Source organism: Leyella stercorea (assembly GCF_021531355.1).
Lineage (GTDB): Bacteria > Bacteroidota > Bacteroidia > Bacteroidales > Bacteroidaceae > Prevotella.
In genome coordinates, this window is record NZ_JADYTS010000116.1 from 1 (window position 1) to 5,753 (window position 5,753).

Consider the following 5,753-nt stretch of genomic DNA (forward strand, 5'->3'; position numbering starts at 1 on the left):
TTTCTGGGGTCTTGGGCTTTTGTGGGGCTTTTTATAAAATTTATATGAAAATAGAAATAGACGAGGGTAGTGGTTTCTGCTTTGGCGTTACCACTGCCATAAAGAAGGCGGAGGAGGAACTCGCTGGGGGCAATACGCTGTATTGTCTTGGTGACATTGTGCATAATGGTATGGAGGTGGAGCGTCTGCATACCAACGGATTGATAACCATCAATCATGAGGAGATGCGTCGTCTGCACGATGTAAAGGTACTGTTGCGCGCTCATGGCGAACCGCCAGAGACATATGAGTTGGCAAAACAGAACAATATTGAGATAATTGATGCTACTTGTCCGGTGGTGCTTGCATTACAACGCCGCATCAAGCGCCAGTATGACACCAATCCCGAGGCACAGATAGTAATCTTCGGCAAGCGTGGACATGCTGAGGTGTTGGGACTGGTAGGGCAGACCTCAAGTCATGCCATTGTAGTAGAGAAGGTGGAAGACGTGAAGAGTCTTGACTTCTCGCGCGACATCTATCTGTATTCGCAGACCACTAAGTCGCTCGACGGGTTTCATCGTGTCATAGAATACATACAGGAGCACATGAGCGATGGAGCCAAGTTCCAGAGTTTTGACACCATCTGCCGACAGGTTGCCAACCGTATGCCCAATATCGCTACGTTCGCCTCACGTCACGACCTTGTACTGTTTGTGTCGGGACGAAAGAGCAGCAACGGCAAGGTATTGTTCAAGGAATGTCACAGCATCAATCCTAACAGCTATCAGATAGAAAGTGCTGAAGAGATAGATATGGCGTGGTTTACCGACAATGTGCATACCGTGGGTATCTGTGGAGCCACAAGCACTCCCAAATGGCTTATGGAGCAGTGTAAGGAGCGTATCGAGCAAGGCTGATACCAAAGACATAATATAGCTGTAGTGGCAGCCTAAACATACATAAACGGAAAAAGCTCAATATCCAAAACATTATGGATATTGAGCTTTTTAAGTATTCTATAGTTAGATAAAATCTTAGAACTTTGCCATCTTAATGGCGTCGATTGCGCATTCGTCGCCCTTGTTGCCATATTTGCCACCGCAACGGTCGAGAGCCTGCTGCTTGTCGTTAGTGGTAAGCAGACCATATATAATAGGTATCTCGCTTGTGGTGTTGAGTCGTGCTATGCCTGCTGTAACGCCCTGACAGATATAGTCGAAGTGAGGAGTCTCGCCACGAATCACGCTGCCAAGAATAATCACTGCGTCGTATCCGCCGTGCAATACCATCTGATGAGCACCGTAGATAAGCTCGAAGCTACCCGGAACGGTCTTCACGTGGATGTTCTCAGGCAGTGCACCGTGCTTTTCAAGAGTCTTAACGGCTCCGTCGAGCAGTGCACCAGTGATGTCCTCGTTCCATTCGGCTACAACGATACCGAAGCACATGTTGCTGGCGTCGGGAATAGCATTGAAGTCGTAGTCGGAAAGGTTGTGAAGTGCTGTTGCCATGATTTATTATTTCTCAGTGATGCGTTCGATGTACTTGTCAATCTCTGCAGACTGTACAATCTGTGAGTTTACGTACTTCTTCTTGATGTCCTGATAGATCTTGAGTGCCTCGTCGTTCTTGTTCTGGCTCTCAAGCAGCTGTGCAGCCTGGATGAGAAATGTAGGTGAGAGGCTGTTGTTTGTGTCGTCAGCAGCCTTGCTGTCAGCCATGTCGGCAGCCTTCTTCAGTGCTGAGATAGCCTTGTCTACATTGCCTGTATTGGCATAAGCGTTGCCGAGAGCTGCCATAGCAGCAGGGCTGATCATAGCGTCGCTCTTTGAAGAGAATTTCTCAAGAGTTGTAACTGCCTCGTTCCACTTGCCAAGGTTGGCGTAGCAGATACCAGCATAGAGGTTAGCGAGGTTGGCAGCGTCAGTGCCGCTGTAGTCGCTTGCTATCTTGATGAATCCAGCGTAGCTTGCACCGTCACCGTTGAGAGCCTTGTCAAACTGCTCCTGATTGAAGTACTGCTGACCCTTTGCCAATGCTGTGCTTGCCTTGTCCTCGCGTGGACCAGCAACATAAGCGTTGTACATAATTACACCAGCTATGATAACGATGATAGCTGCTACTGCGATGAGAATCTGCTTCTTGAACTTTACGAAAATTGCTTCAGATTTACTGGGGGTCTCTACGTGTGAGTTAGCCCCAAAGTCGATTTTGTTTGCCATTTATTGTTTTTTTTTAGATTTCTGTATTAATGCATAGCTGTGCAACTATGTCCAAACATGCTTATTTATTAGTATTTTTTTATGTTGGATAGTAGGCACAAATGCGTCGCAAAATTACTCAATTTATCCCGAATATTGAAATTTATTGTCCCTTTTTTTCTTTTTTCAATAATAAATGGGGTAACTTTGCACAGTAATAGTATAAGTGCATGATATTAAATAAAATTTCCATACTCAATTTCAAGAACATTCGTGAGGCGACACTCGATTTGTCGCCTAAGATGAACTGCTTTCTCGGACACAACGGCGAGGGAAAGACCAACTTTCTCGATGCCGTTTATTATCTGTCGTTCTGTCGCAGTTCGTCCAATCCTGTGGATTCGCAGATCATCACGCATGGTGAAGACTTCTTTGTTCTTGACGGAAGGTATGTGAATGAGTCGGGCGACCCCGTTGATATTTATTGCGGAATGAAGCGCGGCACGAAGAAACACTTCAAGCGTGACAAGAAAGAGTATAAGCGGCTGTCGATGCACTTAGGACTTATACCCTTGATTTTTGTTTCGCCCGACGACACTACGCTTATTTCGGGCGGAAGTGAGGAGCGTCGCCGACTGATGGATGTCGTCATATCGCAGTATGACAACACTTACATCGAGGCATTGAACAGTTATAACAAGGCTCTGCAGCAGCGCAATGCCTTGCTAAAGATGGAAGATGAGCCTGACGCTTCGTTGCTTGATATATGGGAGATGGAGATGGCACGCCATGGTGAGACAATATTCCATGCACGCGAGAATTTCGTTGAGCGTATGATTCCTGTGTTTCAGGAGATATACAGTCACATTTCGGACGGACGCGAGCAGGTGTCGTTGCGATATGTGTCGCATGCGCAGCGTGGTCCGTTGCTCGATGTCATTCAGCGCGACCGCTTCAAGGATCGTGCCGTTGGCTATTCGCTGCATGGTGTTCATCGCGACGACCTTGAGATGTTGCTCGGCGACTACCAGATGCGACGTGAAGGTTCGCAGGGTCAGAACAAGACTTACGTCATTGCGTTGAAGCTCGCACAGTTCGACTTTCTGCGTCGCACGTCTTCGCTTACCACGCCACTGTTGCTTCTCGACGATATTTTCGACAAACTTGATGCCCATAGGGTAGAGCAGATTGTCAAGCTCGTATCGGGCGACGGCTTCGGCCAGATATTCATAACTGATACTAATCGTGACCATCTCGACCGCATTCTGCAGAGTGTAGGCTACGACTACAAATTGTTTGATGTAGAGGGTGGAGAGATCAAACCACACACGCTATAAGATAAAGACAATGTTCAGACGTGATGTTCAATCTATCAGCGACTTGCTGAATATGTATTTGCGCCGCGAGGGACTCGAAACTCCCTTGCTGCAGAAGCGTGCTGTGGATGCTTGGGACACGCTTATGGGTCCTTCGATTGCCCGCTATACGGGCGAAAAGTTCATCAAGAACCAGACTCTTTTTGTCAAGATTCTCAATCCTGCATTGCGTCAGGACCTCACAATGATGCGCTCACGTATCGTGAAGCGTATCAATGAGGCGGTGGGGAGTCAGGTGATTGTTGATGTCAGGATATATTAGGAGGCTATGGCGTCCCCGCCATAGCCTCCTACTTTTTGCATTACAAAAAAATCAATATGTAATGCCAGCAACGTTTATATAATACCGTTAAGCATTTTCTTTCCTTTCTTCACGACAACGCCCTTATAGTTCTTGCCTACAGGCATACCGTTCAGATCGTATGTCTTGTTGTCTGAGTTGTCGGTATTCTCAAATGTTTTAACCGACTCAATACCAGTTGTTATGTTCTTGGCATCGATAAGCCATTGCGGTGTACTTCCAAGTCGACGTGTAAGCTGTGCCTCATAAAGCGAACCTGGCAAAACTTCCTTACCCTGGTTTTCGTTGAGTTTCATCTCGTCTTCCTTGAACGAAACGTTTTTGCCGTGGAATCCAACGAATGTAGGAGGAAGCGTCTTATACCAGCCGTTTTTTTGATCGTATATCCACCAGTTGAATTCTTTTGGGTCGTTAGGATTTGTGGCAAGGCAGTTGAAGTTCCACATTGTCAGGTCGTCCAAATGATTGGGCAACTGATCAAGGGCACCACCCATACGGAACTGCATAAATCCACCGCAGCACTGGTCGAAGAGTGAAGCACGTGGCTGAGTGGCGTGGCTTTCAAAGCATGAGTCGTCGCCCCAATGACACTGCCATATCACGTTGCCTATGCTCTGCTTTGAGATGCCGCAAGCATGATACTGTCCGAGGTTCTCCTTATACTCTTTGAATTCTTTGTCGTCATTCAGATAGCCGTTGCTATGATCCCATACCTTGCCGATAAATCCGCGAGCAGAATATTGCATACGTACCGATGAGTGTCCACGGTTGCCGCTTATCTCAGAGTCGAGCAAGAAGCAGTTGGCACATTCTGAGAATGTCATACATTCGCTGATGCTGATGAAGTCTACACGACGCACCCATGAGTTAACTTGTCGCATAAAGTCGAGCGGCTTGTAGGCTCCGTCGTCTTCCCAACCTGCGTGGTGATGGAAATTTTTCTTGGCTTTTCCTTTGAAAGTAAGGTCTTCTACACCTACCTCTTCATAGTGTAAGTATGTCGTTATCTCCCATCCGTAGGCAGGATTGACAGCGTGCATGATAGGTTCTTCAAAGACGATGCGATTTCCGTCTATTGACTTTATCTGATGGCGGTCTACTACGTTAACACCTTTATTAATAAGGTTTGTCATAGAACTTTGAACTGGATATGGTTTAAGTTCTTCCTCTATGACTTCCTTGTCATTGTTAAGTAAGATAAGTTTCACCCAATCGCCAACTTTCAATTTTGATGCGTCTACTACCTCAATCGACATGTCGCCCTTCTTGGCAGAACCTGTCACTTTAGTAAGCGGTGAGTCGCCTTTACCTCCATTATGACGGATAGAAATCATTTTAGGCGAGCTGTACATAACATTTGGGTCGGTAGGCAGCATAGGGTCTTCCATTGTGAGGAAGGTTTTGTCGCGTCCGGCACCCTTGATGATAACGTGTCCCATCACAAGGTTTAGGGTGTTTGATGTCACCTTGCCTGTTTCTGCGTTTGTTGTATTGTCGTCTTTAGAGTGCAGAATATACTCACCCTCGGGGAAATAGATAATGGCTTTAGCATTAGGCTTGCCTCTGCCTATTTTATTAATAATATCCTCAAATGCTTTACGGTCAGACTTTCCGTCGTCAGGTATAGCGCCATAGTCGCATACATTATATACTTTATAGCCAAGTTTCTTGGCAAGTACATTCACGTCTCTTTCGTCAACAGGCAGTTCGGTGCCGTGATGATAGCCGGCATACGAGAAGTCAAGCAGAACATTGTCGTCTGCATTGTTCACAAACTTCTGCCATGCCGGTGTGGTGGTTTGGGCATGAAGCGAAGTTGTGGCGGACAAAGCCGCAAATAGAATGGTAAATAGTTTTTTCATAAGTAAAAAAGAAGCCCCACCCCCTGACCCC

The 5,753-nt window shown here is 46.5% G+C and carries 6 protein-coding genes; 3 read left to right on the forward strand and 3 right to left on the reverse strand.

Translation table 11 applies throughout. The features are described 5' to 3' along the window. Positions 1 to 44: 44 nt before the first annotated feature. Positions 45 to 899, forward strand: coding sequence for a 4-hydroxy-3-methylbut-2-enyl diphosphate reductase (locus tag I6E38_RS14180; RefSeq protein ID WP_235394604.1), 855 nt, complete (start codon positions 45 to 47; stop codon positions 897 to 899). 117 nt (positions 900 to 1,016) lie between these two features. Here I6E38_RS14180 and ribH read toward each other — a convergent pair whose 3' ends face one another. Beyond that, positions 1,017 to 1,493 carry a 6,7-dimethyl-8-ribityllumazine synthase gene (gene ribH / locus I6E38_RS14185; RefSeq protein ID WP_235394605.1) on the reverse strand — a complete coding sequence of 159 codons (477 nt, stop codon included), beginning with the start codon at positions 1,491 to 1,493 and terminating at the stop codon, positions 1,017 to 1,019. A 6-nt stretch (positions 1,494 to 1,499) separates the two neighbouring features. Next, positions 1,500 to 2,204, reverse strand: coding sequence for a tetratricopeptide repeat protein (locus tag I6E38_RS14190; protein ID WP_235394606.1), 705 nt, complete (start codon positions 2,202 to 2,204; stop codon positions 1,500 to 1,502). 209 nt (positions 2,205 to 2,413) lie between these two features. Between I6E38_RS14190 and recF the strand changes: the two genes are divergently transcribed. Further along, complete coding sequence (gene recF, locus I6E38_RS14195) at positions 2,414 to 3,520, forward strand: DNA replication/repair protein RecF (RefSeq protein WP_235394607.1); 1,107 nt, start codon at positions 2,414 to 2,416, stop codon at positions 3,518 to 3,520. Positions 3,521 to 3,530: 10 nt separating this feature from the next. After that, on the forward strand, positions 3,531 to 3,821 hold the full coding sequence (locus I6E38_RS14200; protein WP_235394608.1) for a DciA family protein: 291 nt from the start codon (positions 3,531 to 3,533) through the stop codon (positions 3,819 to 3,821). Positions 3,822 to 3,895: 74 nt separating this feature from the next. On the opposite strand, the gene I6E38_RS14205 is transcribed toward I6E38_RS14200, so the two are convergent. After that, positions 3,896 to 5,722 carry a DUF4955 domain-containing protein gene (locus I6E38_RS14205; RefSeq protein WP_235394609.1) on the reverse strand — a complete coding sequence of 609 codons (1,827 nt, stop codon included), beginning with the start codon at positions 5,720 to 5,722 and terminating at the stop codon, positions 3,896 to 3,898. Positions 5,723 to 5,753: the final 31 nt, after the last annotated feature.

What these genes read in the sequence shown, in the direction of transcription:
- I6E38_RS14180 (WP_235394604.1), top strand. Translation starts at nt 45, where the DNA reads ATGAAAATAGAAATAGACGAGGGTAGTGGTTTCTGCTTTGGCGTTACC.
- I6E38_RS14205 (WP_235394609.1), bottom strand. Translation starts at nt 5,722, where the DNA reads ATGAAAAAACTATTTACCATTCTATTTGCGGCTTTGTCCGCCACAACT.
- recF (WP_235394607.1), top strand. Translation starts at nt 2,414, where the DNA reads ATGATATTAAATAAAATTTCCATACTCAATTTCAAGAACATTCGTGAG.
- I6E38_RS14190 (WP_235394606.1), bottom strand. Translation starts at nt 2,204, where the DNA reads ATGGCAAACAAAATCGACTTTGGGGCTAACTCACACGTAGAGACCCCC.
- ribH (WP_235394605.1), bottom strand. Translation starts at nt 1,493, where the DNA reads ATGGCAACAGCACTTCACAACCTTTCCGACTACGACTTCAATGCTATT.
- I6E38_RS14200 (WP_235394608.1), top strand. Translation starts at nt 3,531, where the DNA reads ATGTTCAGACGTGATGTTCAATCTATCAGCGACTTGCTGAATATGTAT.